A 22,466-nucleotide genomic window follows, 5' to 3' on the forward strand; every position below is an offset into this window, starting at 1 on the left:
GGCGGCGGGGGAGATGCGAAATCGGTTAGCGGGTGAGGATGGTCATGGCGGCGTTGTGGCCGCCGAGGCCGGAGACGGCGCCGCCTCGGCGGGCGCCGGAGCCGCAGAGGAGGAGGTTGGCGACGTCGGTTTCGGTGCCCCAGCGGCCGGTGTCGGCGTCTTCGGTGGCCCAGGGCCACTGGAGGTCGCCGTGGAAGATGTGGCCGCCTGGCATGCCGACGGATTCCTCGATGTCGTACGGCGTCTTGGCCTCGATGCACAGGTTCCCGTCGGCGTCGCGGGCGATGCAGTCCTCGAGCGGCTCGGCCAGGTAGGAGTCCAGGCCGGCCAGCACCCGGCGAGCCGCCTCGGCCCGTGCCACATCGTTGTCTGAGGCAAACAATCGGGCCGGGAAGTGGACCCCGAACACGGTCAGCGTGTGGTGGCCGGAGGCAACCAGCTCCGGCGAGAGGATCGACGGGTCCGTCAGCGAGTGGCAGTACACCTCCGACGGTGGCGTCGACGGCAGCGCCCCCGAAGCAGCCGTTTGATAAGCGGACTCCAACTGGCTGTAGTCCTCGTCGATGTGGAACGTCCCGGCGAACGCCCGCGCCGGATCGTCGCCCGACTTCAACGCCGGCAGCCGCGACAGCAGCAGATTGATCTTGAGCTGCGATCCCTCGGGTCGATCACCCGCAGGACGACCACGCAGCGCGTCCAACGTGGCCGGAGCGACGTTCGACAGCACGTAGGAGCAGTCGACCGATCGCTCCCCGTCTCCGCCCAGCCAGGTGACAGATCCGCGTACGCCGTCCGCCTCGACAGACGTCACCGACGCGTTGGTGACCAGCCTCGCACCGGCACGCCGGGCAGCGGCGGCCAGAGCGTCCGTCACCGCACCCATGCCGCCGACCGGCACCCGCCACTCGCCAGTGCCGTTGCCGATCAGGTGGTAGAGGAAGCACCGGTTCTGGATCAGTGACTCGTCGTGCAGCCCGGCGAACGTCCCGATCACCGAGTCTGTCGCGACCACCCCACGCACGGTGTCGTCCGCAAACCGTCGTTCCACGGACTCACCGAACGGCCGCTCGATCAGCTCGTCCCACAGCGCGGCGTCGACCCGGGAGCGCATGTCCGCGGCCGACTGGAGCGGCTCAAGGAGAGTGGGCGCGACGGCGGCGGCCAGTGAGCCGACTGCGCCGTAGAAGGACGTCCAAGCGTCGTACTCGGCGTCGCTGCCGGTCAGGGCGGCGAACGAGGCGCGGGTAGCCGGGCCCTCCGGTCGTTCGACGAGGAGGCCGAGGTCGCGGCCAGAGCGGCGTACCGGGGTGTACGACGCCACCGCGCGGGACCGGAGGTCGAGACCGAGACCCAGGTCGGCGACGACCTTGTCGGGCAGCAGGCTGACCAGATACGAGTACCGCGACAGCTTGGCGTCGATTCCGGGGAACACCTGCTGGCTGACAGCGGCGCCGCCGGTGTGCGGCTGCTGCTCGAGGACCAGTGTGGTCAGACCGGCCTGAGCCAGGTAGGTGGCGGCGACGAGGCCGTTGTGCCCGCCGCCGACGATCACGACGTCGTAGAAGTCCATCATCCGACCGGCCAATCGAGCTTGTGGTACGCGGCGTCCCAGAACATCCATTCGTAGCGGCAGGTTGTGGCGAAGTGCTGATGACATCGTTCCCGCTCGGAGGCACTGACGTCCAGACCATCCGTCACAGCCAGCACCGACTCCACCACCGCATCGAACTCGTCCGAGCCGTACGTCTCGATCCACTGCCGGTAGAGCGGGTCCGGTGACGACCGCTTCAGCAGCTCGCGGCCGACGTCGCGGTAGATCCAGTAGCAGGGCAGTACGGCGGCCACGGCCTCGGCGTACGTGCCCGTCGCGCAGACCGCGGTCAGATAGGACATGTACGCCGTTGTCGTCGGTCCGGACCCCGCAGCGTCGACATCGGCCGCGGAGATGCCGAGCGAGCCGAGCAGTGAGGTGTGGAGCGAGCGTTCGACCGCGATCGCGTTGGCGGCGTGCAGCGCGAACATGCTGACCGCGTCCTCGTCGACCGCGCGGCCGGCGACCAGGCTGAGTGCACGCGAGTAGGCACGCAGGTAGTGACTGTCCTGGACGATGAAGTAACGGAACGCGTCGTGGTCCAGAGTCCCGTCGATCAGCCCGGTGATGAACGGATGCCGGACGATCTCGTCGTACACGGAAGCGCCACCGCGGTCCCACAGCTCGCCGGAAAACGTCATCCCAACTCCCTCGCCGTCGACTGGCACCGACCTTATCCACAGCACGCGATTCGGACACGAGACGTAGGTCACTCGACCGCTCTACCCTGAGTCATGACGATCCAGGGGGAGCGAGTCGAGGCGCCGCCGGATACACCGTTACTGCGGCGGATCCGGGCGTCGGTGATCGGGGACGACCAGGTGATGCCTGGCCCGTACGGTCCGCGCCGGGTCACGTACGCGGACTACACCGCCTCCGGGCGCGCGCTCACGTTCCTGGAGGACTTCATCCGAGAGGAGGTCCTGCCGCGGTACGCGAACACCCACACCGAATCCAGCGGCACCGGTCTGCAGACCACCCGCCTGCGTGAGGACGCCCGCCGGATCATCCTGCACAGCGTCGGCGGCGACGACGAGACCGCCCTGATCTTCTGCGGTTCGGGCGCGACCGGCGCGATCGACAAGCTGATCGGCATCCTCGGCCTGCGCATCCCGGCCGAGCTGGACGACACCTACCACCTGACCGACCACATCCCGCGGGACCAGCGGCCGGTCGTGTTCATCGGGCCGTACGAGCACCACTCCAACGAGCTCCCGTGGCGTGAGTCGATCGCCGACGTCGTCGTGATCAGCCAGGACCACGACGGCCACATCGACATCCCACAGCTCGAGCAGAGACTGATCGAGTACGCCGCACGTCCTCTCAAGATCGGATCGTTCTCCGCGGCCAGCAACGTCACCGGCATCGTCAGCAACACGCAGCGGGTCTCGGCTTTGCTCCATCAGTACGGCGCTCTGTCGTTCTGGGACTGTGCCGCCGCGGCGCCGTACGTCGAGATCGGTATGTACGCCGGCCGCGACGTCGACCCGCTGTCCTACAAGGACGCGATCTTCCTCAGCCCGCACAAGCTGATCGGCGGTCCCGGCACCCCCGGCGTACTGGTCGCCCGGCGCGAACTGCTCCACAACCGCGTCCCCGACGTACCCGGTGGCGGAACGGTGCGGTACGTGAACCAGCTGGAGCATCGCTACATCGACGACCCGGTGCATCGGGAGGAGGGCGGCACGCCGGCGATCATCGGGTCGATCCGGGCCGGCCTCGCGTTCCAGCTGAAACAGGCGGTCGGCATCGACGTGATCCGCGCGCACGAGGACTCGTACCTGCGGCGCGCGGTCGAGGCCTGGAAGAGCGAGCCGAAGATCCAGATCCTCGGCAACCTGGACGCGGAGCGGTTGTCGATCGTCTCGTTCGTGGTGAAGGCACCCTCCGGACGGTTCCTGCACCACAACTTCGTGGTCGCGCTGCTGAACGACCTGTTCGGCATCCAGTCGCGCGGAGGGTGTTCGTGCGCGGGCCCGTACGGCCACACCCTGCTCGGGATCGACCTGGTGCAGTCGCACGAGTTCGAAGAAGAGGTCATGCACGGGTGCGAGGGGATCAAGCCGGGCTGGGTCCGGGTGAACTTCAACTACTTCATCTCTGAGGCGGTCTTCGAGTACGTCGTCGAGGCGGTGAAGCTGGTCGCGCGGGACGGCTGGCGGCTCCTGGGTGACTACCGCTTCGATCCCGCCAACGGGTTGTGGCGGCATCACCGCGGCGCGGTCGAGCCGCCGCTGCGGTTGTCGGAGGTCGGGTATGACGCCGACGGGACGCTGCGCTATCCGCGCCACGACCATACGGCGCCGGAGTCGGCCCTGCAGGACTACCTCGCCGAGGCGCGGGACCTGCTGTCCACCTGTCAGGAGGAGAGCAGCCACCATGAGGGCACGGTGAACTCCGAGTTCGACCACCTGAGGTGGTTCGACCTCCCGTCGAGGTGTTTGAGCCACGACTGACAACGGGTGAGGCGCTGAGCGGCTAGTTCGCAGCCTCCAGGATCGCCGCGATCTCGTCGTACCCGCGGCTGCGCGCGTGCTGGAGTGGCGTCACGCCGTCACCGTCGGGAAGCGACGGGTCGGCGCCCGCGGCGAGGAGGATGCGGACGATCTCCTGCCACGCCTCGGTGCCCTTGCCGAGGATCACGGCCTCCAGCAGTGCGGTCCAGCCCAGGTCGTTGACGTGGTTCACGTCGATCCCGGTCTGGACGACGCGGCGGACGTAGGCGACGTGACCGCGTTCGCTCGCCGGGATCACCGAGACGCCGCCGAAGCGGTTGCGGAGCTTCAGGTCCGGGTTCGCCGGGAGGAGCGTCTCGAGCATCGCCACGCTGCCGGTGACGCCGGTGACGAGCCAGGCCGAGTCGCGGCGGTCGTCCTGCGCGTCGGGGTCCGCGCCGAGGCCGACCAGCAGGCGGGCGACGTCGACGCGATCGTTCAGGGACGCCAGCAGGAGAGCGGTACGCCGGTGGCCGTCACGGGACTCCAGCGGCGCTCCCGCTGCAAGCCCGGCGGCGGCCTTGTTCGCGTCGCCTGCCGTGGCTGCGGCGAGCAGGGCGGAGGCTGCGGAGGTCGGGCGCTCGGTGGTGAGTACGGCGGTCACGGCGGTCTGACCGAGCTTCTGTGCACCTTGCACTGGCGTGGTTCCGTCGCGCTCGGCGGGGCGGTCGCGGTCTGCTCCGGCGGCGATGAGCAGCCGGACGGTGTCGACGTACTGCGGGGTGCCCTTGCCAAGGAGGACGGCCTCGTGGAGGGCGGTCCAGCCGAGGCGGTTGACGTGGTCGACGGCTACACCGGCGCGGAGCAGGCGGGCGACCACGGGGGCGTGACCGCGTTCGGCGGCGCGGATCAGCGCCGTACCGCGGTAGCTGTCGAGGCTGCGGACGTCGGCGCCGTGCTGGAGGGTCAGGTCGAGCAGGTCGAGGTAGCCCTCGCTGGCGGCGATCAGGAAGGCGCTCTGCACGGTGTCGTCGACCGCGTTGACGTCGGCGCCGGCGGTGATCAGGCGGCGGGCTCCGGCGACGTCGTTCTTCCAGGCGGCGGCGATGAGTTGGGTGTCGAGAGTGTCGTCGGTCGGCACGGGAGAGGTCCTCGGAGTGAGCTGAGCGGTCGGGGTGGGCTGGCTAGGGGTCTGCTGAGCGGTCGGAGTAGGGGGTGAGGCGGCCGTGCAGCCGGTGGCCGCCGTCACCAGAATGACGGCAGCCACGGCGATCGGGCGACGGCGGGTCATCGGCGCGGCGGGGTCAGGGCGACCACCTGGTACGGCGGGAGCCCGACCGGCTCGTCGAACTTGCTGTCGACCAGCAGCAGCCGGCCCTGCGCGAGTTTCGCGGTCGTGAACACCCGGTCCGGGTCGGTCGCGGTCGCGCTCACCAGTTGCGCCGTACCACCATCCTGAGACAGCCGGAGCGTGGTCAGCACCTTGGAGAAGTTCCGCACGACCCAGAGCGTGCGACCGTCCTGGACGAGACCGTCCGCGTTGACCAGGTCCGCCGTACCGCTGTCGATTGTCGACACGCGACCGGTCCGCAGGTCGAACCGCCACAGCTTCCCAACGTTGCCCTGGGCCACGACCAGCGCACGGCGGTCCGGCGACAGCACGATGCCGCCGAGGTTGAACCCGCTCTGGGTCGGAATGGTCGCGGTCGCGTCCGCCCAGGTCCGGATCGTCCAGCGACCGTGCTTCTCGGCGACGCGGAACACCTGCGGCGCGTTGGAGTTGGTCACGTACGCCGCTCCGTCCGGCCCGATCACCAGGTCGTTCAGGAACGCGTTCGGCACGCCGGTGTGGAGCGCGGCCAGCAGTCTGCCGTCGCGGTCGTACACCCACAGGTCCGGCGCGCCAGGGTGGTCGATGCCGTTCGGACCGCCGGCGACGTACACGCGCCCGTGCGAGTCCACAATGACGCCGCGTGCGGTCCAGCGACCGTCGGTGCCGTCTCCGGACAACCACTCGGTGGCTGTGGCGGACCGGACCGATCCGCGGTGGATCTCGCCGCCGGTCGTCTCCGACACGTAGAACCGCTGTGTGCGTACGTCGTACCCGATGCCCTCGTACTTGGACCCGCCGCTCACCACCGGGTCGCCGGGCAGCTCGTACGTGCTGATCCGGGCGGACGCCAGCGGCGCGCCGACGCCGAGCAGTACGGCGGAGAGCGCGAGAGTCGCGGAGAGGGAACGGACGGACATGAGTACCTCGCATCAAGTGTCGTGGACTGTGCATCCAGCCTGGTCGACGGGCGACGCGGGTACGACGGGCGTTCGGGGACGATCGAGTAGCCGTTCGGATGATTCTGCAGCGGGCTGACTGGGCCTACCATCGGCTGGATCATGACGACTTCACGCGCACAGTCCTGGACTGCCGGGATTCTGGGCCACGCCAGCGGGCTGGTGACTGCCCTGCACACGGCGTTCGTCGTGCTGGTGGTGGCGTCCGCGGTGCGGTACCTGTCCGGGCACGGGTTCGGGGATCGGGCGCCGTGGGTGCTTGGTGGGGCAGTGGTGCTGCTGGCTACCTATGCCGCGCATCGACTGCTGCCGAGCCGGTTGTGGCTGGCGTTGTTGGTGGCAGTCTGGTTCGGCCTGGTCCTGGTGGCGCCGTCGTTCGCGTGGTGCGCTGTACCGCTGTCGTTCGTGGCGCTGCGGGTGCTGCCGTTCTGGCCGGCCTGTGCAGTGGTTGCCGGAATGGTGGCGACCACAGTGGTCACGTGGACGCGGATGACCGACCGGCTGGACCCGACGATCGTGCTGGGACCGGTGTGCGTCGCCGTACTCGCTGTTGGAGCGTATCGAGCGCTGGAGCGGGATGCGCTCGCGCGGCAGGCGCTACTGGACGATCTGCATGCGGCGCAGGGTGATCTGGCTGATGCGCAGCACCGGGCCGGCGTACTGGCTGAGCGGGCGCGGCTGTCGCGGGAGATCCACGACAGCGTCGCTCAGGGGCTGTCCAGCATCAATCTGTTGCTGCAGGCCGCCGAACACGAGTGGGACGACCGGCCTGCCGCGGCCCGCGAGCACGCTGCCCAGGCGGCGGCCACTGCTCGCGACGGTCTGGACGAGGTACGCCGAGTGGTCCGCGACCTGGCGCCCGCGGAGTTGGCGGGCGGTCCGGGGGAGCCGGCGCTGCCAGGTGCGTTGCGGCAGACCTGTGAGCGGCTCGCCGCGCACGCGAGTGTGGAGGTCCGCGTCCAGGTGCACGGGACGCCAGTGCCGCTTGGCGCCGAGATCGAGACCGCGCTGCTACGGACTGCGCGCGGTGCACTGGCTAATGTGCTGGAGCATGCAGCTGCGAGCACAGCCGTGGTGACGCTGACCTACCAGCCGGACGCCGTCGTACTGGACGTCCGCGACGATGGCCGTGGTCTGCCGGACCGCGCTGGCAGCATCGACCCGGACCGCGGACGGGGTCTGGCTGGTATCCGCGATCGCCTACGTGAGCTGGGCGGCACTCTGGTACTGGAGAGCGAACCAGGCGAGGGTACGGCGCTCGCCGCGTCTGTCCCGTTGGTGCGCTCATGATCCGGGTCGCGCTCGTCGACGACCATCCCGTGGTTCGTGCGGGGATGCGAGCGCTGGTGGAGGGACAGGAGGACCTGTCTGTGGTCGGCGAGGCGTCCGACGCCCACAGTGCCGAGCAGTTGGTCGCCGCTGTTCGGCCGGACGTCGTACTGATGGATCTCAATCTGGGCTCCGGCCCGGGTGGTGCCGAGGTCACCGCGCGGCTGCGGGCGCTGCCGGAACCACCGCAGGTCCTGGTGCTCACGACGTACGACACCGAGGCCGACATCATGAGTGCGATCGACGCCGGCGCCTCCGGCTACCTCCTGAAGGACGCACCGCCCGACGACCTGTTCCGCGCCATCCGCGGCACTGCGCGCGGTGAGGTGATCCTGGCACCCGCGATCGCGGCCCGGCTGGTGAAGCGATCCGGACCGACGCTCACCGAGCGCGAGGTCGAGATCCTCGGCCTCCTCGCGACCGGCCGGTCGAACCGCGAGATGGCCCGCCAGTTGTTCGTCAGCGAGGCCACGGTCAAGTCCCACCTGTCGCACATCTACACCAAGCTCGAGGTCGACACCCGGGCCGCCGCCGTCGCCCGCGCCATCGAGCAACGCATCATCCGTCCCCCGTCCTGAGGAAACCCCCATGGAGATCGAGAAGAGACTGGCCGAGCTGGGACTCACGCTGCCGCAGCCGATGCAGCTGCCCGGCGTCACGCTGCCCTTCCCCTGGGTCCGCGTGTACGGCGATCGCGCGTACGTCTCCGGGCACGGGCCACTCACGGCCGACGGAGAGCTGCCGGAACCGCTCGGCAAGGTCGGTGCGGAGGTGACAGAGGAGCAGGCGTACGAGGCGGCCGCGCTGACCGCGTTGTCGATGCTCGCGTCGTTGCGCCGCGAACTGGGTGACCTGGACCGGATCGTTGCCTGGATCCGGGTCTTCGGGATGGTGAATGTCGCGCCGGGCTTCCATCGGATGCCGGCGGTGATCAACGGCTTCTCGGACCTGATCCTGCAGTTGTGGGGTGTCGAAGCGGGGCAGCACGCGCGCTCGGCGGTCGGCCAGGCCGCCCTTCCCTTCGACATCCCGGTCGAGATCGAGGCCGAGGTCGTCATCACCCCGCGCTGAGCGGCCCGGCCGCTGTGCGGCCGGGCCTTTCGGCTATCTGTTGCCCTTGCGGGTGGTCGAGGGCTTGACGTCCTTCCAGGGCTTGACGGCCGTCTGCGCCGGGAACTTCCAACTCTTGCTCTGGGCCATGGTGGCGAGTTGGGCGGCCGTGAACAGCGGCTTCGCCCGCGTCTGCTTGATCCCCTTCTCGGCCGGCCCGTTGTAGTTCACGAGGCCGATGTAGCGGTCGTCGGGATAGGACAGCTCGACGCGGTTGAGGAGGACGCCGTACTGCTCGTTCCGAGCGTCGGAGTACTCCGGCTCGTCGGAGGAGGAGTACATGGTCGAGCCATCGGGGTTGGTGCTACAGCCGGGGCCGCCGCCGAAGCAGGGATTCGCCGTACCGTCGGCGGCCAGCAAGACCTCGACGAGGGAGGCGCCGTTGCCGTCGTCGACGAGGTACGACGCCACGACGAAGCCCTCTTTCGCGCTCCCGCGGACCGTCGGTTCGGACAGCGTGCGGCCCGGCGCCGCGATCAGGCGCTTGAGGGTCGCCAGAGCCTCCTGCGGTGTCCCCGCGGCCGGGTTGGCGAGCGGAGTCGGGGTCACGATCGGGACCGGCGTACCCGAGACGGAGGCCTCGGACGGCGTACCCAGCAGCTGGATCCCGCCGGCGACGAGTCCGGCGGTTGCCAGTACGGCGCCTGCTCCGGTCACGGAGAGCAGCGTCGTACGCCGGCGGCGTAGCCGGAGTCCCTGCTGGAGGCTCCGGTCGAGGAGGTCGGTGCTGACCGGCTCGAGGTTCTCGGTGGCTCGGTCCATCAGGCTGGGCAGCGTGTCGTTCAGGTTGTTCATCATGTTCCTCTGGGTCAGTGGGCGATCAGCTGTACGGCGTTGTCACCCAGCACCACGCGCAGGCGGTCCAGTGCCCGGGCCGTCCGCGTAGTGATCGCGCTGGCGTTCTTTCCGAGATCGAGCGCGACCTGCTCAACGCTGCGATCTTCGAAGTACCGCAGCACCAGCACAGCCCGATCCAACGGCGCCAACTCGCCCAGCGCCTCCCGCAATGCCATCCGGAGCTCGACGTCGCCCACCCGCTCGACCTGCTCAGGCAGATCGGCTGTAGGCCGCTCGGTCCAACTTCGTCGTCGCCGTTGCGAAATGAACGTCCGGGCCAGCGCAGTCCGCGCATAAGCTCCCGGATTGTCGATCCGAGCCCACGTCTTGAGCATGTTCGCGAGCGTGTCCTGGACAAGATCCTCAGCGTGATGCCGGTCCCCGGTCAGCAGCCAAGCCGTCCGGTACAACCGAGGTATCCCCGCCCGCGCAAACTCCTCGAAGTCTTCCGTACCCGCCATCCCCAGCCTCTCGTCGACGCCTTCACCCCAGAAGACGCACCGACACGGCAGTCAGATCACACCTGGCTCAGAAAACCTTCGACAACACCCAGACACAGAACGCCAGCAGCCCCACCACAAACGTCACAACCAGCACGACCCCATACCCAAACCACACGTTCCCCGAGTTCTTCACAGCCCCATCCCATCAGCCACGACAGAACCCCGACAAACCACCCCAGCCACCGCAGAACCCAACCGACAACCCCAGCCACCGCGGTCAGCCAACCGACAACCCCAGCCGAGGTAAGGGGGTGTGGGTGGCGAAGCCCCCACCCGCGGCAAGCGAAGCGCAGCCGCACAAAACGCCGAAGGCGACCCGCTCTGCGCTCTCCGCAGACACAGGTCGCCCTCGCCTTCGGGTGAGTGACGGGACTCGAACCCGCGACCACCTGGACCACAACCAGGTGCTCTACCAGCTGAGCTACACCCACCATTGCCGTCCGAGTGCGACGGCTGAGCAATCATAGCGACGATGTCCGGGGACATGAAATCGGGCCCGGACGGCCCTGTTCAGGAGGCGGGTTGGGAGTCTCCGACGGGGTCGCTGATGAGGCTGGCGGCGGCCCGGGCGGTGTCGGAGTCGGGTCCGGGCAGGGGCACGAACACGGTCCGGCGGTAGTACCGGAGCTCTTCGATGCTCTCGGTGATGTCGGCCAGTGCGCGGTGGTTGCCGGTCTTGGCGGGGGTGGCGTAGTACACCCGCGGGTACCAGCGGCGGACGAGTTCCTTGATGGAGCTGACGTCGACGTTGCGGTAGTGCAGGTGGGCTTCGACCTTGGGCATGTCGCGGACGAGGAAGGTCCGGTCGGTGCCGACGGAGTTGCCGGCCAGGGCGGCTTTGCGGGGTTCTTTGACGTAGCCGGAGATGAAGTCGAGGACCTGCTGTTCGGCGTCGGCGAGCGGGATGCCGGTGGCGAGTTCGTCGAGCAGGCCGGAGGCGGTGTGCATGTCGCGGACGAAGTCGCCCATCTGCTCGAGTGCGCCTGGTGGTGGTGCGATCACCAGGTCGATGCCGTCACCGAGCACGTTGAGCTCGTAGTCGGTGACGAGTACGGCGACCTCGATCAGGGCGTCTGCCGCCAGGTCGAGGCCGGTCATCTCGCAGTCGATCCACACCAGCCGGTCGTTCATGGGCACCCACCTTACGGCGAGCAGCCGACACGTTTGCGCGCGGATGCTCGAACGTCCGGCGTGGCGTGGACCTGGAGGGTGGTCAGCGGGGTGCGTGACCGAGGTGGATGCTGCGGACGGAGAGGACGAAGAGATCGGTACGACGGCCAAGGTACTGGTCGCCGTCGGGGTCCAGAAGCCGTTCCCAGGTGGCGAGATCATCCGGTCTCAACCACTCACCGTCGCCTGGGCTCACGTGACCGTGGCCATGGCCGTGGCCGCCGCCGTGCCCATGCGTGGGTTCGGCGTCGAGGGTGAGGCGCTCGACCCGGTGCCGGAACTGGGTGACAACGCGGTCGCGCTCCTCGTCGGACAGCGGCGCCGGCGTCTCCGTCAGGATGCTGCGCGTAGTGACGTCGCTGAGGCCGGCGCGGGTGAGCGCGTCGGTCCAGCCGTACGGCATCGGTACTGTGCCCGGGAGCGACTCACGCATGGCCTTGAACCAGCGGTCCTGCGCGTGGTCGAGCCGCAGCTCGAGTCCGGGCTCGCCCACACCGAGGTCCCACGGAAGGCTGCGTGCCGGTAGTCCACTCTCCGCGAGCGCCAGCCGCCCGCCCGGTGCCAGAAGCGACGCGAGCGCGTCGACCGCCGCCTGCTGGTCGGCCGCGTGATGTACTGCGCCAGCTGCCCAGATCAGGTCCGCCGGTGCGTCGATTGCCTTGCGCAACGGCTCGGCTCCGTCGTCCATAGAGGCCAGCTCACACCGGACTGCGCCTGCCGTGTGCTCCCGCGCCTGTTCCAGTACGTCGGGGTCCGAGTCGATCGCCACCACCGTCGCATCGGCCGTCAGAGCTTCAGCCAGCGCCTTGGCCATCCCGCCGCCACCACAGCCGACGTCCACCGCCACCCTGTCGGTCTCGCGGACCAGACTGGTCGCCACCGTCGTGTTCCAGCCCGCTTCCCCCTCCGCCGAAGCCCGCAACCGCCCAGCCTGCTCTGCCCAATCAATCTGCACCATGACTCCAGTCTCGGCCGCCGACTGTTGCTCCACCTCATCCTTTTGCCAATCCAGCAACTACCCGGGGAGATCAGGGCCAGCACGGTTGCGGCGTACGTCTTCAGGGTGCTGTCCTGTTGGGGGTTCTGGGGAGGTGGGGCGGGTGGAGTCTGGGACGGTGGGGCGGCCGAGGCTGGTGGCGTTGCTGGACGAAGGGGTTCAGCGACGGCTCCTGACGGTGGTGGCGGACGCCGGGTTCGGGAAGTCGACGCTCTTGGGCTCATGGGCGGCGGGACGCGCCTGTGCCTGGCACACCGTGCGCGCCGAGGACGGCTCGCTGTCCACCATGGTGTCCGGCCTCGTCGGTGCGCTCCGGCGGCAAGTGCCCGAACTGGACACCATCCCGGCCGAGTTGCAGAGCCCCCGCGGACCGGACGCCGACGTCGAGCAAGAGACCAGAGCCCTGGCGTACGCCGCTCTGCTCGCCGACGCACTGGACGCGAACCTCAGCAACGACCTGGTGCTCGTCCTCGACGACCTGCACGAGCTGGACCCGGCGGCACCCGCCGCGAAGCTGGTCGAGGGCCTGATCCGTACCGCTCCGCCGAACCTGCACGTGGTCGTTGCCTCCCGCACCCCTATGCCCTTCGGCATCGACCGGCTCCGCGGCCGCGGCCAGGTGCTGGAGATCGACGCCACCGCTCTCGCGTTCACAGTCGCCGAGACGCTCGCCGTACTGGAGAACGTCCTCGGCGACGGCACTGAGGATCTCGCCGAGCCACTCCAGTCCGCGGTCCAGGGCTGGCCGGCCGCCGTACGTCTGGCAGTGGAAGCACTGCGGACCGCGCCCGCTGACCAGCGCGCCACCCGCCTGCGCCGGGCTCTGCGCTCGGACGGTCCGCTGTACGACTACCTAGCCGAGGAGGTCTTCGCCGCCGAGCCTCCAGCAGTACGACGCTTGGTCGCCGGCGTGGCTGTATTACCCCGGTTCGGTGCGGAGCTGTGCAAGGCGATCGGACTCACCGACAGCGCCGAGACGCTGCAGCAACTCCGCACGCGCGGACTGCTCGTGTCCGCCGGCGAGGACGACGGCTACGAGCTCAATCCGCTGGTGAAGAACTTCGCCACCGACAGACTGGTCGTCGACGAGCGCGAGCTGACCGACCTGTCGCTGCAAGCGGGGCAGTGGTTCGAGTCCGTGGGGGAGCAGCGCGACGCACTGGCGTGCTACCAGGCCGTCGACGCGGCGAGGGCGGCCCGCATGCTGACTGAACGCGGGCATGCGATGGTCAGCGGCGGCATGGCCGAGACCGTGGTCACGGCCGTTGGCGCACTACCCCCTGAGCTCCGCGACGCCGCGATGGACCAACTGGAAGGCGAAGCTCGGCAGGTCCTCGGTGACTGGCAGGGCGCGATGGAGTGCTTCGACCGGATCATCGAGCCGGAGGGCGAGATCCCGGTCGCCATCGCCTGGCGGCTGGGCCTGATCCATCACCTGCGTGGCCAGACCGACGTGGCGATCGCGACGTACCGGCGTGGACGGATCGACGGGCGGCACCCGACGGACGAGGCGCTCCTGCAAGCCTGGTGGGCTGGTGCGCACTGGCTGCGTGGCGAGTTCGACGAGTGCCGCGCGCTCATCACCGCGGCGTACGAGACCGCCAAGGTTTCCGGCGACGACAGAGCGCTGGCAATCGTGCACACCGTCCTCGCGATGCTGGCCGCGGTGGACAGCGACCCCCGCGGCAACTCCTCCCATTACGTACGGGCGCTCGAGCATGCGGAGCGTGCGGGCGACCTGCTGCAGGCGATCCGGATCCGGGTGAACCGTTCCTCGCACCACATCTCCGAAGGCGACTACGCACTCGGCCTGAAGGAGCTGGACATCGCGCTGGAGCTCGCGGATCGCGCGGGCTTCGCAGTGTTCCGGGCGCTGGCGCTGAACAATCGCGGTGAGGCGCTGCTCAGGCTCGGCCGGCTGGACGAAGCCATCGGCGAGCTGGAGGCGTCCCGCGCGCTGTACCAGAAGCTGGAGTCCAAGCGGGTCGCTCAGCCGCTGTCGGTCCTGGGCGAGGTCTACCGCCAGCGTGGCGACCGCGCCATGGCCAGAGCATGTTTCGAGGAAGCCATCCCGATGGCCGAGGAGACCAGGGACATGCAGTCCCTCGTACCGTCGCTGGCGGGACTGGCCAGGGTCCTGGCCGTGGAGGAACCGGAGCGAGCCGCTGAGCTGGCCGTACTGGCACGCCAGGCCGTCGACTACGGCCCAGTCCTCGGCCTGTCCGGCGCACTGGTCGCACTCGGCTGGGTGACTCTGCACGCCGGCAATCAGACCGAGGCGGCGGCGACCGCAGAGGAGGCTGCCGCGATCAGCCGCAAGCGCCGCGACCGGGCCGGTCTCGCCGACGCCCTGGAGCTGTACGCCGCAGCAGACGGTGGCGAGGTCCTGCACGAGGTGCTGAACATCCGCAGTGAGTTGGGCGACCAACTGGGTGAGGCGCGGGCCGAACTGATGCTTGCCGGGCGCACCAACGGTCCAGAAGGTCGTGATCTCGCCCTGCGCGCACACCAGCAATTCCTGGCGGCAGGCGCAACGGGCTACGCGGCGGCCGCGCTCGCGACCAGTGACGCGACCGGTCCATCGCCGGTGCGCATCGAGTGCCTCGGCGGCTTCCGCGTACTGCGGGCCGGCAAGGCGGTCCAGCTCGGGGAGTGGCCGTCGAAGAAGGCACGCGACCTGCTGAAGATCCTGGTCGCCCGCCGCTGCCATCCGGTCGCCCGCGTCCAGTTGCTGGATCTGCTCTGGCCGGACCAGGACGAGTCGGTCGCCTCACCCCGCCTGTCGGTGGCGCTGTCGACCGTCCGCTCGGTGCTGGACCCGAACAAGAGGTACCCGCCGGACGGCTTCGTCGGAGCGGACCGCGCGACGATCTGGCTGGATGGGGAGCAGGCGGCCGTGGACGTGGAGCTGTTCCTGCACGACGCGCGGGAGGGCCTCAACACCGGCGATCCGCGGTTGCTCCGCGCGGCCGAGGCGGCGTACAGCGGGGACTTCCTGGAGGAGGACGTGTTCGCGGACTGGGCCGCGGGGATGCGGGAGGAGGCGCGGGCGCTCTACGTCCGGGTGGCACGGGTGCTGGCCGAACGCGGGCGGCGTGACCCCGACGCGGCGGCCGGGTACCTGCTGCGGATCCTGCAGCGAGACCAGTACGACGAGCGCGCGCATCTGGGCCTGGTGTCGGCGTTCCAGGCGAGTGGTGCGCACGGTGAGGCCCGTCGGGCGTATCGCACCTATGTGCAGCGGATGGCCGAGCTCGAAGTCGAGCCTGCTCCCTATCCGGCCGTCCCGGCCCGGCTTTAAGGCTGCCTGAAGGTCCCGCGTCACCATCCGAGGATGGCTGCACCGGTGCACAACCCTGTGGTGGTCCGCGAGTTCGGGGACGCGGGTCATTCCGGTCGTGACTACCGCACCGAACCCGGTACGCCGGTCAGGGCGACCCTGGCCGGTGTGGTGGTCCAGGTCGGTGCCGGTGAGGTCGTGGTCGAGTCGAATGCCATCTGGCACGTCTACGGCCATCTGGGCGATGTCACGGTCAGCCAGGGGGAGATCGTGGAGACAGGGGACCGGCTGGGGGCGGCAGCCGGTACCTACCTGCACTACGAGGAGCGGGTGGCGCCGTACGAGGCGGACGGCCACCGGAGTCCGCAGTTCGACCTGCACACGAATGCGCGGCGCTACGGTTGAGCCGTGATCACGCCCTTCCAGACCGCCCGCCTGGCAATGCTCCCCTTGAAGGTCGAGTACGCCGGGCAGATGGCCAAGGTGCTCGCCGATCCCGCGCTCTACACCTTCATCGGCGGTGAACCGCCGACGGTCGAACGCATCGAGGCCCGCTACCGGCGCCAGCTCGAGGGACCGGGGCGTCCCGATGAGCACTGGCTCAACTGGGTGATCCAGCACGACGACGAGCTCGTCGGCTACGTGCAAGCCACCGTCACCGGCAGTACGGCGGAGATCGCCTGGGTGATCGGCACCCAGTGGCAGGGGCGCGGCTACGCGAAGGAGGCCGCTCAGGGCCTGGTCGCCTGGCTGAACGCGCAGGGCCTGATGCGCATCATCGCCCACGTCCACCCGGACCACGCCGCATCGGCAGCGGTCACCACGGCCGCCGGTCTCACCCGCACGGACCAACTGGACGACGGCGAGTACCTCTGGACCACATGACAGCAGCCCCGGCCGAACATCGGCCGGGGCTGCTGTGTGCTCAGGTCAGAGCGGGCGGACGTTCTCCGCCTGCGGGCCCTTCGGGCCCTGGGTCAGGTCGAACTCGACCTTCTGGTTCTCGTCCAGCGAGCGGTAGCCGCTCGACGCGATCGCCGAGTAGTGCACGAACACGTCGGCGCCGCCGTCATCCTGGGAGATGAAGCCGAAGCCCTTCTCGCTGTTGAACCACTTCACTGTGCCGCTAGCCATGATCTGTTCCTTCTGTGGGTCCTGATGGGTGTCGGTTGCCGCAACCAGCCCTCCCACACAAGGCCTCGATCAGGCCCGGAATGAGAAAACGCCCGGCGGATCACAAATCCGCGGGCGTCTTGAACGTACGTGGAACTGCAAAACTGCAACCGCTGGAAACCGTAGCACACCTGAGCGTCCGCGGCGTGATCACCAGGAGCCACGGTGGTCGGGCACGAACAGGGTCAGGGGCAGGATCAGCAGCAGAACGACGGCGAAGACGACGAAGCTGTTGGCCTGGGCCAGCCCGCCGTTCTGGGCGTGCGACAGCAGCGCGGTGGTGATTGAAACCGCGACGATGCCACCCGACTGCCGGAACATCCCGCGCAAACCTGCGATCGCCGAGATCTGCGCCGGCGCGAGCTGCAGACTGGCGTTGTTCGACGCCGGGATCGACAGCCCCATCCCGATGCCGGTGATCCCTGCCGCCAGCGCCAGCCACGCGTACGGCGTCAGTCCGTGTGGTGCCACCGACATCACCGTCATCCCGGCCGCGACCAGCACGAACCCACCGATCATCGGCGTCCGGTACCCGGTCCGGCGCAGCGCGAAGACAGCCAGGCCGGCCACACAGATCATCCCGACGGCCCTTGCCGTGAGCAACGTTCCGGCCTGGAGCGGCTGGATCCCGTACCGCGATTCGGCATAGAGCGGAACCAGCGCGCCGAAGCCCAGGACCGCGGCGCCGAACAGGAAGTTGATCGCGTTCATCGCCCCGAAGCCGCGACCGCGCAGCAGCGAGATCGGGATGAACGGCGCGGCCCGGCGGTTCGCGTGCCGGACGAACAGCACCCCGAGCACGATCGCGACCACCTCGGCGCCGATGAAGAACGGATCGGCGGGCGTCGCGCCGTTCCCGCCGAGCAGCGTGATCCCGTACATCCCGAACAGGATGGTCAGCCCCAGCAGCACGGCGCCGACCCCGTCGACCCGGCTCCCGCGCTGCGGAACACCGCGCGGGATGAACCGCAGCCCGAGCACGATCAGCAGAACGCCGATCGGCACGTTGACGATGAAGATCTCCCGCCAGGACCAGTAGGTGACGATGATGCCGCCGATGATCGGGCCGAGGATGCCGCCGATCGGGAAGATCGAGGTGAACATGCCGATCGCCCGGTCCCGGTCGCGCCTGAACTGTTCGGACACGATGCCGGTCGCGGTCGGCATGAAGGCGCCGCCGCCGATCGCCTGCAGGGCCCGGAACACCACCAGCAGGTAGATGTTGTCGGCCAGGCTGCACAGCAGTGACGCGACGGTGAAGAGGACCGCCGCGCCGAGGAAGATCCGCCGCCGGCCGAACTGGTCACCGAGCCGGCCGGCCAGCGGCATCACGATGATCTGGCCGAGTGCGTAGATGGTGATCGTCCAGCCGCTCCAGGTCAGCTGCGCGTTCAGGTCGCCGCGGATGGCGTTGAGCGCGGTCGCCACTATGGTCTGATCAATCGAGGCCATCAGGAGAGCGATCGAGACGATGCCGAAAACCACCCGCCGGTGGGCCAGTGGTTCGTCCGCGGCCGGTTCGGCGATCTCCTGGGGTGCACTCGACGATTCCATCGATGAACAGATTACATTGCTTGCCGGCAGGCAATAAAGGGGTGACATGACGGACACCGAGACGTTGAGCCGGCTCCGCGGCGTGATCTCCAGGCTCGCGCGGGAGCTCAACGCCACGGCCACCGGCGAAGGGCTGACGCCGACGCAGGCGTCCGTGCTGGGCCTGATCGCGTTCCGCGGTCCGCTCGGCCTGACCGAGCTGGCGCAGCTCGAGGGCGTGAACCCGACGATGCTGTCCCGGGTCGTCGGCCGGCTGACGGAGCTCGACCTGATCCAGCGCGACCCGAACCCGGAGGACCTGCGGGTGATCCAGGTCGAGGCGACCGAGGCCGGGCGCGAGGTGCACGAGCGGGTCAAACTGCTGCGTACCGAGGCGATCGGTGCCTGCCTCGACGAGCTGCCGGACACGTCGGCCCGGCAGATCATCGACGCGCTGCCGGCGCTGGAGGAGCTCGCCCTGGCTCTCCGCGCGACCCACTCCTAGTGCGTGACGAGTAGCCCGTCGACAGCGTCGTACGCGTCGGGTGTCCCGGACCAGGTCTCGGCGCACCCGGAGGTGCCGCACTCGCAGGCGAACGGGTACGGCGGCAGCTCCGCCAGCCCGATGTCCGCCTGCCACAGTCGTCCCTGACGACAGGCCGCCGCGTTCTCGAACTGCCGCTGCGCGCTCAACGCCGTACCTGCGGGCAGCTGCGGCAGCTCGCCCAGTGCAGACTCCACGCCGCGAGCGATCCCGGCCCAGTCCGGTGTGGCTGGCACCTCGATGAGTGTCCGCCCGTGCTCCACCGCCTCACGCCGTACCAGCTCAGCCAGTACGGCGTCCCGCGCCAGCAGACCCTCCAACCGAGCACGCCCGGCCGGATCGTGCACCCGGGCCAGCCGCTCCTCTCGCGCCCGGCGCGTCTGCTCCGCATCCGGCACCAGCCACACCCCTGCCATGACCGACGCATCGGCCATCGACGGGTACAACTGCGGCCCCTCTACCAGAGCCGGTACGTCGCCCAGCCCGCGCGCCCGCACGTCCTCGGCAACGAGCTCCAGCCGCGTCCGCGCGATCCGCACGAACGCATCGGCGGCGTACTCCGGCCCCTCGGCCAGATCCTCAGCCAGCGGCCGCATCGGTGGCATCCGCCCGACATGGTCGTACGTCCACAGGTCCACCGGATGCAGCGGCAGGTCAGACCGGCGTGCAAGGTCCCGCGCGATCGTCGACTTCCCCGCTCCCGGCGCACCGCCGATCCACACCATCCGCGGCCAGGTCATCGCCCCATCCTGCCAACACAATGGTGCAGTGACCTTCGAGACGCGGACGGCGCCGTACCAACGGGAGCTGCTGCACCACTGCTACCGCATGTCCGGCTCGATCCACGACGCAGAGGATCTGCTGCAGGAAACCATGGTGCGTGCCTGGCGTGCCTTCGACCGGTACGACGAGACCCGCGCATCGCTGCGGACCTGGCTCTATCGGATCGCCACGAACACCTGCCTAACCGAGCTGAAGAACCGTGGACGCCGGCCGCTGCCGTCAGGACTGGTCGCCCGCGGTGAGGATCCGGAGGCCACACTCGTCCGTGGTGAAGAGGTGCCCTGGCTGCAGCCGTTCCCGGACGACCCTGCGGTCGTGGCGGGGGAGCGCGGCAGCCTGCGGCTCGCTCTGATCGCCGCACTGCAATTCCTGCCCGCGAAACAACGCGCCGTACTGATCCTGCGCGACGTACTGGACTGGTCGGCGGCTGAGGTCGCGACCGCGCTCGAGGTGACGCCGGCCGCGGTCAACAGTGCGCTCCAGCGGGCCCGCGAGAAGCTGGCCGACACCGGACTGGCCGAGGACGACGTACTCGAACCCGATGATCCGCGCTCCCGGCGGATCGTCGAGAAGTACATCGCCGCGTTCGAGCAGGCGGACGTCGGTGCGTTCGCCGAACTGCTCACCGCGGACGTCGTACTGGAGATGCCGCCGTTCTACAACTGGTACGCCGGACGCGAGGACCATCTGCGGTTCGTGGCGCGGGTCTTCGCGCTGCGCGGCACCGACTGGCGGGTGTTCCCGATCGCGGCCAACGGCCAGGCCGGGATCGCGGTCTACCGCGGTGAGGGTGACGTGCACAGGCTGCACACGCTGCACGTGTTCACCATCACCGCGGCCGGCATCAGCCACAACCGGGTCTTCCAGGACGAGGCCGTCTTCGCGGCGTTCGGGCTAGCTCCGACTCTCTGATCGTTGGTACGTCGCCAGGGTCGCTGCGCCGGCCTGGTCGACCGAGGTCAGCCGCAGGTGCACCGGTGACTCCATGGCGGGGAACAACTTCGCTCCGATGCCGATGATCGACGGGAAGGTGAGCAGCCGGTACTCGTCGACGAGGTCGGCAGCCTGGAGTGCGTGGACGACGCTCAGGCTGCCGGTGACGACGACATCGCGGGGCTCGGTGCGCACATAGTCGGTCAGCGAGCCGTCGAGCAGGCTCGAGTTGGACCAGGCGGACACGTCGGCCAGCGTCCGCGAGGCGACGACCTTGGCCATCTTGTTCATCCGGGTGGAGAACTCGTCGGTGCGGTTCGGCCAGAGCCGGCTGAACAGCTGCCAAGTGGTCCGGCCGAGCAGCATCACTCCCTCGTCCATCACCCGGCCCAGCCGGAACTTGTCCCCGGCGACCGTCTCCGGCCCGTGCCGGAACGCCCAGCCGCCGCCCGGCGTACCCGCTGATCCGTCCGGATCCGTCACCACGCCGTCCAGGCTGACGAACTCGATGACGATGACGCGTCCCATGGCGTACTCCCTTTTGTCTTGAGGAACTGACACGGGTACGTACTGCCGGAACGGCCCGGATTCATCGGGCGAGCGCTTACCGAAAATGTGATCTGCGTCATGTCTTGACCGGATACAGGCGCCCGCCTACTGTATCCGGTATACCAAACCCCTCTGGAAGGGTGGGACACGCACGCCGGCTGGATCCGCTGACCGCACCCCGTAGTACGAGCTGAGCCGCCCGATTGGAGCAGGTATGCCCCGAATGACCGCAGCCCGCGCCGCCGTGGAGATCCTCCGCCGCGAAGGCGTCACCCACCCGCTCGGCCTCCCCGGCGCCACCATCGATCCCAACGAGGGACTGAGGAGGCTGCCATGAAAGTTGCGGTTCTCGGCGCCGGTGCGATCGGCGCGTACGTCGGCGCGGCCCTGCACCGCGGTGGGACGGAGGTCCACCTGGTCGCCCGCGGCGCCCATCTGGACGCGATCCGTTCCGGCGGTGTGAAGGTGCTCAGTCCGCGCGGCGACTTCGAGGCGCGGACGCCGGCCACCGACGACCCGGCCGAGGTCGGGCCGGTCGACTACATCTTCCTCGGACTGAAGGCGAACTCCTACGCGAGCGCCGGCCCGTTGGTCGAGCCGTTGCTGCACGACAAGACCGTCGTCATCGCGGCCCAGAACGGCATCCCGTGGTGGTACTTCCACGGCCTGAAGGGTCCGTACGAGGGGCGCCGGATCGAGTCCGTCGACCCTGACGGCTCGGTGACGGAGGTGCTGGCGCTCGACCGTGCGGTGGGCTGTGTCGTGTACTGCTCGACCGAGCTCGAGGGACCGGGCGTCGTACGCCATCTGGAAGGCACGCGCTTCTCGATCGGCGAACCCGGCGGCGGTGTCTCGGATCGGTGTACGGCGTTCAGCGAGGCGATGATCGCGGGCGGGTTGAAGTGTCCGGTCGAGGCGGACATCCGCAAGGACATCTGGATCAAGCTGCTCGGCAACGCGGCGTTCAACCCGATCAGCGCGCTGGCGCGGGCGACGATGGTGGAGATCGCCCAGCACCAGGGGACGCGGGCGATGATCCGGTTGATGATGGAGGAGACGCTGGAGATCGCGGCCGCGGTCGGCTGTCACCCGGACATCTCGGTGGACAAGCGGATCAACGGCGCCGAGCGGGTCGGTGAGCACAAGACCTCGATGCTCCAGGACCTGGAGAAGGACAAGCCGCTCGAGCTCGACGTGATCCTCGCCGCCGTCGTCGAACTGGCCGACCTCACCGATACCAAGGCGCCCACCCTGCGCGCGGTCCACGCCGTCGCCGACCTGCTCGCCACCAAGATCGGCACCGGCCCGTCGCTGGCCCACGCCCCGACCTCAGCCCCCGCCCCGGCCGGCCCTGCGCCGGCCAGTTCTGCGCCGGCCGCCGCCGCGCCGGTGCGTCCCTGAGCCAGGTGG

General features: G+C 69.2%; 23 protein-coding genes and 1 tRNA gene. 11 read left to right on the forward strand and 13 right to left on the reverse strand.

From position 1 onward, the window contains the following. Nucleotides 1-25 precede the first annotated feature (25 nt). Together ACGFH6_RS30420 and tenA are read right to left on the reverse strand one after the other, a co-directional pair. Nucleotides 26-1,573 (reverse strand): phytoene desaturase family protein, encoded by a 1,548-nt coding sequence (locus ACGFH6_RS30420; protein WP_393390840.1) that lies wholly within the window; start codon nucleotides 1,571-1,573, stop codon nucleotides 26-28. Then, complete coding sequence (tenA, locus tag ACGFH6_RS30425) at nucleotides 1,570-2,232, reverse strand: thiaminase II (RefSeq protein ID WP_393390842.1); 663 nt, start codon at nucleotides 2,230-2,232, stop codon at nucleotides 1,570-1,572. Before tenA ends, ACGFH6_RS30420 begins: the two co-directional genes overlap by 4 nt. A gap of 93 nt (nucleotides 2,233-2,325) precedes the next feature. Between tenA and ACGFH6_RS30430 the strand changes: the two genes are divergently transcribed. After that, a complete protein-coding gene (locus ACGFH6_RS30430) occupies nucleotides 2,326-4,047 on the forward strand; it encodes an aminotransferase class V-fold PLP-dependent enzyme (RefSeq protein ID WP_393390844.1) in 1,722 nt (573 codons plus the stop codon). A 22-nt stretch (nucleotides 4,048-4,069) separates the two neighbouring features. Here ACGFH6_RS30430 and ACGFH6_RS30435 read toward each other — a convergent pair whose 3' ends face one another. Together ACGFH6_RS30435 and ACGFH6_RS30440 are read right to left on the reverse strand one after the other, a co-directional pair. Then, on the reverse strand, nucleotides 4,070-5,167 hold the full coding sequence (locus ACGFH6_RS30435) for an ankyrin repeat domain-containing protein (RefSeq protein WP_393390846.1): 1,098 nt from the start codon (nucleotides 5,165-5,167) through the stop codon (nucleotides 4,070-4,072). A 146-nt stretch (nucleotides 5,168-5,313) separates the two neighbouring features. Then, nucleotides 5,314-6,276: an SMP-30/gluconolactonase/LRE family protein gene (locus ACGFH6_RS30440; RefSeq protein WP_393390847.1), complete on the reverse strand. Its 963-nt coding sequence runs from the start codon at nucleotides 6,274-6,276 to the stop codon at nucleotides 5,314-5,316. A 141-nt stretch (nucleotides 6,277-6,417) separates the two neighbouring features. On the opposite strand from ACGFH6_RS30440, the gene ACGFH6_RS30445 reads away from it, so the two are divergent. From ACGFH6_RS30445 to ACGFH6_RS30455, 3 genes are read left to right on the forward strand one after another with little or no spacing between them, the layout of a single operon-like run. Beyond that, nucleotides 6,418-7,605 (forward strand): sensor histidine kinase, encoded by a 1,188-nt coding sequence (locus tag ACGFH6_RS30445; protein ID WP_393390848.1) that lies wholly within the window; start codon nucleotides 6,418-6,420, stop codon nucleotides 7,603-7,605. After that, entirely contained in the window at nucleotides 7,602-8,222 is a 621-nt protein-coding gene (locus tag ACGFH6_RS30450; RefSeq protein WP_360451807.1) for a response regulator transcription factor, read from the forward strand. Before ACGFH6_RS30445 ends, ACGFH6_RS30450 begins: the two co-directional genes overlap by 4 nt. A gap of 10 nt (nucleotides 8,223-8,232) precedes the next feature. Further along, nucleotides 8,233-8,715, forward strand: coding sequence for a RidA family protein (locus tag ACGFH6_RS30455; RefSeq protein ID WP_393390850.1), 483 nt, complete (start codon nucleotides 8,233-8,235; stop codon nucleotides 8,713-8,715). 33 nt (nucleotides 8,716-8,748) lie between these two features. Here the strand turns inward: ACGFH6_RS30455 and ACGFH6_RS30460 are convergent, their stop codons facing one another. The 5 genes from ACGFH6_RS30460 to ACGFH6_RS30480 form a co-directional block, all read right to left on the reverse strand. After that, the gene (locus tag ACGFH6_RS30460; protein ID WP_393390851.1) at nucleotides 8,749-9,549 is read right to left on the reverse strand and encodes a hypothetical protein; all 801 of its coding nucleotides are present in this window, start codon (nucleotides 9,547-9,549) and stop codon (nucleotides 8,749-8,751) included. 14 nt (nucleotides 9,550-9,563) lie between these two features. Further along, nucleotides 9,564-10,052 carry a SigE family RNA polymerase sigma factor gene (locus ACGFH6_RS30465; RefSeq protein WP_393390853.1) on the reverse strand — a complete coding sequence of 163 codons (489 nt, stop codon included), beginning with the start codon at nucleotides 10,050-10,052 and terminating at the stop codon, nucleotides 9,564-9,566. A gap of 400 nt (nucleotides 10,053-10,452) precedes the next feature. Next, nucleotides 10,453-10,525: transfer RNA gene (locus tag ACGFH6_RS30470), tRNA-His, on the reverse strand. 79 nt (nucleotides 10,526-10,604) lie between these two features. Beyond that, nucleotides 10,605-11,225 (reverse strand): oligoribonuclease, encoded by a 621-nt coding sequence (gene orn, locus ACGFH6_RS30475; protein ID WP_393390855.1) that lies wholly within the window; start codon nucleotides 11,223-11,225, stop codon nucleotides 10,605-10,607. Nucleotides 11,226-11,307: 82 nt separating this feature from the next. Next, nucleotides 11,308-12,222 (reverse strand): class I SAM-dependent methyltransferase, encoded by a 915-nt coding sequence (locus ACGFH6_RS30480; RefSeq protein WP_393390857.1) that lies wholly within the window; start codon nucleotides 12,220-12,222, stop codon nucleotides 11,308-11,310. Between the two features lie 142 nt (nucleotides 12,223-12,364). Here ACGFH6_RS30480 and ACGFH6_RS30485 point away from each other — a divergent pair, with 142 nt between their 5' ends. From ACGFH6_RS30485 to ACGFH6_RS30495, 3 genes are read left to right on the forward strand one after another with little or no spacing between them, the layout of a single operon-like run. After that, nucleotides 12,365-15,562 carry a tetratricopeptide repeat protein gene (locus ACGFH6_RS30485; protein ID WP_393390858.1) on the forward strand — a complete coding sequence of 1,066 codons (3,198 nt, stop codon included), beginning with the start codon at nucleotides 12,365-12,367 and terminating at the stop codon, nucleotides 15,560-15,562. A gap of 33 nt (nucleotides 15,563-15,595) precedes the next feature. Next, nucleotides 15,596-15,946, forward strand: a complete 351-nt coding sequence (locus tag ACGFH6_RS30490; protein ID WP_393390860.1) for a peptidoglycan DD-metalloendopeptidase family protein — start codon at nucleotides 15,596-15,598, stop codon at nucleotides 15,944-15,946. Between the two features lie 3 nt (nucleotides 15,947-15,949). Further along, entirely contained in the window at nucleotides 15,950-16,426 is a 477-nt protein-coding gene (locus ACGFH6_RS30495) for a GNAT family N-acetyltransferase (RefSeq protein ID WP_393390861.1), read from the forward strand. A 45-nt stretch (nucleotides 16,427-16,471) separates the two neighbouring features. Here ACGFH6_RS30495 and ACGFH6_RS30500 read toward each other — a convergent pair whose 3' ends face one another. Together ACGFH6_RS30500 and ACGFH6_RS30505 are read right to left on the reverse strand one after the other, a co-directional pair. Next, nucleotides 16,472-16,675 (reverse strand): cold-shock protein, encoded by a 204-nt coding sequence (locus ACGFH6_RS30500; protein ID WP_131364121.1) that lies wholly within the window; start codon nucleotides 16,673-16,675, stop codon nucleotides 16,472-16,474. A gap of 189 nt (nucleotides 16,676-16,864) precedes the next feature. Further along, nucleotides 16,865-18,268 (reverse strand): MFS transporter, encoded by a 1,404-nt coding sequence (locus ACGFH6_RS30505; protein WP_393390863.1) that lies wholly within the window; start codon nucleotides 18,266-18,268, stop codon nucleotides 16,865-16,867. A 46-nt stretch (nucleotides 18,269-18,314) separates the two neighbouring features. On the opposite strand from ACGFH6_RS30505, the gene ACGFH6_RS30510 reads away from it, so the two are divergent. Beyond that, on the forward strand, nucleotides 18,315-18,752 hold the full coding sequence (locus ACGFH6_RS30510) for a MarR family winged helix-turn-helix transcriptional regulator (protein ID WP_393390865.1): 438 nt from the start codon (nucleotides 18,315-18,317) through the stop codon (nucleotides 18,750-18,752). Here ACGFH6_RS30510 and ACGFH6_RS30515 read toward each other — a convergent pair. Then, nucleotides 18,749-19,531, reverse strand: a complete 783-nt coding sequence (locus tag ACGFH6_RS30515; RefSeq protein ID WP_393390867.1) for a hypothetical protein — start codon at nucleotides 19,529-19,531, stop codon at nucleotides 18,749-18,751. The genes ACGFH6_RS30510 and ACGFH6_RS30515 overlap by 4 nt on opposite strands. A gap of 28 nt (nucleotides 19,532-19,559) precedes the next feature. On the opposite strand from ACGFH6_RS30515, the gene ACGFH6_RS30520 reads away from it, so the two are divergent. Next, entirely contained in the window at nucleotides 19,560-20,486 is a 927-nt protein-coding gene (locus ACGFH6_RS30520) for a sigma-70 family RNA polymerase sigma factor (protein WP_393390868.1), read from the forward strand. Here ACGFH6_RS30520 and ACGFH6_RS30525 read toward each other — a convergent pair. Continuing rightward, nucleotides 20,469-21,035 carry a dihydrofolate reductase family protein gene (locus ACGFH6_RS30525; RefSeq protein ID WP_393390870.1) on the reverse strand — a complete coding sequence of 189 codons (567 nt, stop codon included), beginning with the start codon at nucleotides 21,033-21,035 and terminating at the stop codon, nucleotides 20,469-20,471. The two genes, ACGFH6_RS30520 and ACGFH6_RS30525, sit on opposite strands and share 18 nt — an antisense overlap. 235 nt (nucleotides 21,036-21,270) lie before the next feature. Here ACGFH6_RS30525 and ACGFH6_RS30530 point away from each other — a divergent pair, with 235 nt between their 5' ends. Both ACGFH6_RS30530 and ACGFH6_RS30535 read left to right on the forward strand, forming a co-directional pair. Further along, on the forward strand, nucleotides 21,271-21,393 hold the full coding sequence (locus ACGFH6_RS30530; RefSeq protein WP_393390872.1) for a hypothetical protein: 123 nt from the start codon (nucleotides 21,271-21,273) through the stop codon (nucleotides 21,391-21,393). Beyond that, nucleotides 21,390-22,457 carry a 2-dehydropantoate 2-reductase gene (locus ACGFH6_RS30535; RefSeq protein ID WP_393390874.1) on the forward strand — a complete coding sequence of 356 codons (1,068 nt, stop codon included), beginning with the start codon at nucleotides 21,390-21,392 and terminating at the stop codon, nucleotides 22,455-22,457. The genes ACGFH6_RS30530 and ACGFH6_RS30535 overlap by 4 nt, the downstream gene beginning before the upstream one ends. Nucleotides 22,458-22,466 lie beyond the last annotated feature (9 nt).

The organism is Kribbella sp. NPDC049227 (assembly GCF_043197265.1).
GTDB lineage: Bacteria > Actinomycetota > Actinomycetes > Propionibacteriales > Kribbellaceae > Kribbella.

Bases quoted from the DNA above. Each gene is read 5' to 3' on its own strand.
- orn (WP_393390855.1), bottom strand. From the start codon at position 11,225: ATGAACGACCGGCTGGTGTGGATCGACTGCGAGATGACCGGCCTCGAC.
- ACGFH6_RS30440 (WP_393390847.1), bottom strand. From the start codon at position 6,276: ATGTCCGTCCGTTCCCTCTCCGCGACTCTCGCGCTCTCCGCCGTACTG.
- ACGFH6_RS30530 (WP_393390872.1), top strand. From the start codon at position 21,271: ATGCCCCGAATGACCGCAGCCCGCGCCGCCGTGGAGATCCTCCGCCGC.
- ACGFH6_RS30510 (WP_393390865.1), top strand. From the start codon at position 18,315: ATGACGGACACCGAGACGTTGAGCCGGCTCCGCGGCGTGATCTCCAGG.
- ACGFH6_RS30460 (WP_393390851.1), bottom strand. From the start codon at position 9,549: ATGAACAACCTGAACGACACGCTGCCCAGCCTGATGGACCGAGCCACC.
- ACGFH6_RS30515 (WP_393390867.1), bottom strand. From the start codon at position 19,531: ATGACCTGGCCGCGGATGGTGTGGATCGGCGGTGCGCCGGGAGCGGGG.
- tenA (WP_393390842.1), bottom strand. From the start codon at position 2,232: ATGACGTTTTCCGGCGAGCTGTGGGACCGCGGTGGCGCTTCCGTGTAC.
- ACGFH6_RS30525 (WP_393390870.1), bottom strand. From the start codon at position 21,035: ATGGGACGCGTCATCGTCATCGAGTTCGTCAGCCTGGACGGCGTGGTG.
- ACGFH6_RS30430 (WP_393390844.1), top strand. From the start codon at position 2,326: ATGACGATCCAGGGGGAGCGAGTCGAGGCGCCGCCGGATACACCGTTA.
- ACGFH6_RS30445 (WP_393390848.1), top strand. From the start codon at position 6,418: ATGACGACTTCACGCGCACAGTCCTGGACTGCCGGGATTCTGGGCCAC.
- ACGFH6_RS30465 (WP_393390853.1), bottom strand. From the start codon at position 10,052: ATGGCGGGTACGGAAGACTTCGAGGAGTTTGCGCGGGCGGGGATACCT.
- ACGFH6_RS30420 (WP_393390840.1), bottom strand. From the start codon at position 1,573: ATGATGGACTTCTACGACGTCGTGATCGTCGGCGGCGGGCACAACGGC.
- ACGFH6_RS30455 (WP_393390850.1), top strand. From the start codon at position 8,233: ATGGAGATCGAGAAGAGACTGGCCGAGCTGGGACTCACGCTGCCGCAG.
- ACGFH6_RS30480 (WP_393390857.1), bottom strand. From the start codon at position 12,222: ATGGTGCAGATTGATTGGGCAGAGCAGGCTGGGCGGTTGCGGGCTTCG.
- ACGFH6_RS30505 (WP_393390863.1), bottom strand. From the start codon at position 18,268: ATGGAATCGTCGAGTGCACCCCAGGAGATCGCCGAACCGGCCGCGGAC.
- ACGFH6_RS30490 (WP_393390860.1), top strand. From the start codon at position 15,596: ATGGCTGCACCGGTGCACAACCCTGTGGTGGTCCGCGAGTTCGGGGAC.
- ACGFH6_RS30500 (WP_131364121.1), bottom strand. From the start codon at position 16,675: ATGGCTAGCGGCACAGTGAAGTGGTTCAACAGCGAGAAGGGCTTCGGC.
- ACGFH6_RS30535 (WP_393390874.1), top strand. From the start codon at position 21,390: ATGAAAGTTGCGGTTCTCGGCGCCGGTGCGATCGGCGCGTACGTCGGC.
- ACGFH6_RS30450 (WP_360451807.1), top strand. From the start codon at position 7,602: ATGATCCGGGTCGCGCTCGTCGACGACCATCCCGTGGTTCGTGCGGGG.